At 66.6% G+C, this 3,955-nt stretch carries 3 protein-coding genes; 1 reads left to right on the forward strand and 2 read right to left on the reverse strand.

The window, feature by feature from the left end; translation table 11 throughout:
- Together VF794_RS15900 and VF794_RS15905 are read right to left on the reverse strand one after the other, a co-directional pair.
- Positions 1-1,307 (reverse strand): hypothetical protein (locus VF794_RS15900; protein ID WP_331111270.1); only part of this gene is annotated, 1,307 nt, incomplete at its 3' end.
- 251 nt (positions 1,308-1,558) lie between these two features.
- A complete protein-coding gene (locus VF794_RS15905) occupies positions 1,559-2,515 on the reverse strand; it encodes a hypothetical protein (protein ID WP_331111272.1) in 957 nt (318 codons plus the stop codon).
- Positions 2,516-2,944: 429 nt separating this feature from the next.
- Between VF794_RS15905 and VF794_RS15910 the strand changes: the two genes are divergently transcribed.
- Positions 2,945-3,955, forward strand: a 1,011-nt coding sequence (locus VF794_RS15910; protein WP_331111274.1) for a S8 family peptidase, incomplete at its 3' end; no start/stop codon positions are given.

Here is a 3,955-nt window from a genome sequence, read left to right on the forward strand (position 1 = left end):
TCGAAGAAGTCCGAGCTGGGGAGGAGCGTGCCCGTACCGAAGTCCACCGGGGCGAAGAACGCGCCGGTGACCGCGACCTCTCCGTGCCGGGCGACGCCGAGGAAGGCGAACGAGGCGGCCTCCGCGTCGAAGGTGCGCACCCAGTCCCGCGCGCCGTCCACCCGGTCGAACTTGCTGAGGAAGAGGTAACTGGCGGGGGTGGCGGGCAGCGGGCCCGTGCCCACGTCATCGCCCGGCAGCGCCGTGCCGATCACCGTCACGTCGTCCTCCAGGTCCGCGCGCACCTGCTGGACCGAGAAGCCAAGACTCCGTCCCCACCGGTCCTCTCCATCCCGTGTCATCGCGAGCACGAGGCCGCTTCGGTCGCCGAAGGCGGTGGTGAACGTGCGCCCGTCGAACTCGAAGCTGCCGTTGAACTCGCCCACCACCACCACGCGGTTGCCGTGCACGGCGATGTCGCCGAGGCGGATCGCTCCCCGCTCGTCCACCCCCGTCACGTCCTCCAGCGTGCGGGACCAGACGTGCGCGCCGGACGGGGCGAAGCGGGCGATGACGGCCACGTCGGCGCCGGGTCCGGACAGCGTGCGCCCGCCGAAGTTGGCCTCACCCTGGAAGATGCCCGAGACGTAGACGTGGTTGTTCGAGTCCGTGGCCACGCCCGTGAAGGAACTGGATCCTGGCGTGTCGAAGACGCGGTCCCACACGTACCCGCCCTCGCTCGTGTACTTCGCGACGAAGGCTCCAGTGCCCGTGGACGTGCGGGGACCGCCACCGAAATCCACCGGCCCGGTGATGAAGCCCGCCACGAGCAGATTGTCCTCCCGGTCGACCGCCAGTTCGGTGAGGGCGACGAAGGACCTGCCTGGGATGTGACGCACCCAGCGAAGGTCGCCGTCGGAGTCGAATTGCACGATGAACGCGCCCGCCGGTATCAGGCCGCTTCCGAAGTCCACGGAGTTGCTGGCGTTCCCGATGATGGTGATGTGGCGCCCGTGGTCCGTCACCACCTGGGCGAAGAGCGTGGAGGGCTCGTCTCCCGACTCCTCCGGCGCGGCACCGAAGCCGCGGGCCCAGAGCAGGCGACCCTCCGGTGTGTACTTCACGAGGAAGGCGTTGAAGCCATCGGGCTGCGACAGGGGCGGCAGCGGGCCGCTCCCGAAGTCAGGTGTACCCTTGTAGATGCCAATGGCGATGGTGTTGTCGTCCCGGTCGATGGTGATGCCCTGCCCGAGGACCTCCCTCTCCGGAACGTTGACGCTGCGGCGCACCCAACGCGTCTGCCCCTCGCCCCCAGTGGCTTGTCGCACGTGGGCTCGTGGGACGCCCACCTCGGCCGCCTCCGCGACGATCGGGTCGCTGCCGGCCCAGAACGCCACCAGTGCGAATAGCCCGCACCACGCCCCGTGCCTCCGCACAGTTCCTCTCCTCATGGTTTTCCCCCCCTCTTACACACCGCGATGCGACTGAGTGTCGCCACGGCCTTCCGCCCGGGCACTCGTGCGCCAGTCGTACGGGTCTGTCTACAACGCGATGACATGAAGGAAAGGGCTACCGTCACCTAGAGATCCTTGGTCACGGTATTCATGTCGTTGCCGCGCATGTAGACCAACTTCACCGGCATACCCTCTTCACCTGGCGCGAGAAGTTCGATGGTCGATCCTTCCGCGCTCCAGGTCACCGACCTGTCGCCCTGGGTCAATGGCTGCCCGTACTTCTGGCCAAGCAATGCCTTGAAATGGCCGAACACGTCGGAAGGTGGGTTCGTCGTCTCTGAACGAACAAGCTCGAGGTGAACCTGCATGAGCTGTCCGCCGAGGAAGCCAAAGCGGACAGTGGCTGGATGGCCCGCCAGCGGCCTCTTGGTGGAAAGAATGTCGGGGCTGGAAGCCTCGACGTCGGCGTAGAGGTTTCGGACCTGCTCCGGACTCATCCCCCAGCGGGTATTCTGGAAACCTCCGGTCCTGGCTCGTTCTCGAGAAGAGTGGGCCTTGTTTTGCTGGGTGGACGATGAGACGTCGAACGCGGAAGCCGGTGGTGCGGAAGGGACGGAGTCGTAGGGCGGGGGCATGAGGTTGCCCGCGGCCTCGGTGGATTTGGTCCAGGTCATCAAGCCCCAGGTGAGCATCGAAACACCGAGCACCGCGGGAGCGAAGGTACCCCCACAGTACGCTGTGCCATACGTTGTTCCGCTCAACCTGCCGCAGGTCTCCATCCCCGAAGCGATATTGATGATCCCATAGACGCTCAGAGCGCTGCCGACGACGGCTACCGCGTTCCCTGGGTGGTCGATGTCTGAGATATCCGACCTCGGGACGCGAAACTTCCGCCCTGTGTTCGTCGAGACGTAAACGCCATCCCGGTCACTGCGTTGAATCTCGGCGTCGACCGACCCCCCGCTGATGCGGGAAATGGTCGCGGTGGTCGAACACCCGCAGAGCAACGGCAGAAGAGCCAGGGCGAGCGCCCTCGGCACCAGGTTACCCACAACCCCCAGGTCGCGAATCAGACTGTTCATTCTCATAGGCCTCAATCGTGGGTACCCACTCATGGGTCCGCTGGGGCTGAGCAGCCCCCCCAACCACGGAGCCGACGAGGTGAAAAATGATGCAGGAAATCTCCGCCCCTCGATTCCTGACGCGCGGAAGTGGGCGTGCCAGGGGTCCGGAGGCCTCCCCCTCGCCGCAGCTGGATTTCCTCACCCTCCGGCCACGGAGTGGAGGGGAGTTCGAGTTTTCAGTATAGAACAGTCTTCCCGGTTTCCAACCATCGAGGCGCGGGAGCCATCAGCTCCCGGCAGCGGGCCGGAGACGGGTTGACTCATGGAGGTCACATGTTGCGGAAGAAGTCTGTTTCGAGAGGGAGTCTCCCGGGCTTACGGCTCGGGGCGTTGACGGCGTTGCTCACCCTGGGGGGAGCCGGCTGTCAGGAGTCACAGGAGTCATCGGTGGAGGCGGGGACGGCGAGCGCCACCGTGCGGCGGGGGGCCTCGCGAGTCCCCTTCGCTCCGGAGCTGCTCACGGAGCTGACGAGCGACGGACAGGAAGTGGTCAGCGGCGAGCTGCTGGTGCGCTTCAGGGAGGGCTCGGAGAGCGAGGTGTGGACGCATGGGATGCTGGGGGCGCGGGTGGCTCGGAGCTACCGCTCCGTCCCCGGCCTCCAGCGCGTGCTGCTGCCGGCCAGCCTGGACGTGGAGGGCGCCGTGGAGGCCTACCGCGCCGATCCGAACGTGCTCTACGTCGAGCCCAACTACGTCTACCGCATCGACGCGGCGCCGGACGATCCCGAGTTCGAGGAGCTGTGGGGTCTGCACAACACCGGGCAGAGCAGCGGCACGGCCGACGTGGACCTCAACATGCCCGAGGCGTGGGAGCTGACCACGGGCAGTGAGGAGACGGTCATCGCGGTGATCGACACGGGCATCAACTACCTGCACGAGGACCTGGCCGACAACATGTGGGTCAACCCCGGCGAAATCCCCGGCAACGAGGTGGATGACGACGGCAACGGCTACGTGGATGACGTGCACGGCATCAACACCATCACCGGCAGCGGCGACCCGCTGGACGACAACAAGCACGGCAGCCACTGCGCGGGCACCATCGCCGGCCGCGGCAACAACGCCAAGGGCGTGGCGGGCGTGAACTGGCGGGCGAAGCTCATCGCCTGCAAGTTCCTCAGCGCCACGGGCGGAGGCGCCACGGCGGACGCGGTGGAGTGCATGGATTACCTGTACGGCCTGCGCACGCGCACGGCCCACCCGGTGAACATCGTCGCCACCAGCAACTCGTGGGGAGGCAGCGCCTTCTCCCAGGCGCTCCAGGACTCCATCGCCCGGCACCAGCAGGCGGGCATGCTCTTCATCGCCGCGGCGGGCAACAGCAGCGCCAACAACGACATCAGCAACAACTACCCCTCCACCTACCCGCTGCCCAACATCATCGCCGTGGCGGCCATC

This window comes from Archangium sp. (assembly GCF_036389735.1).
Lineage (GTDB): Bacteria > Myxococcota > Myxococcia > Myxococcales > Myxococcaceae > Archangium.

Bases quoted from the DNA above. Each gene is read 5' to 3' on its own strand.
- VF794_RS15905 (WP_331111272.1), bottom strand. From the start codon at position 2,515: ATGAACAGTCTGATTCGCGACCTGGGGGTTGTGGGTAACCTGGTGCCG.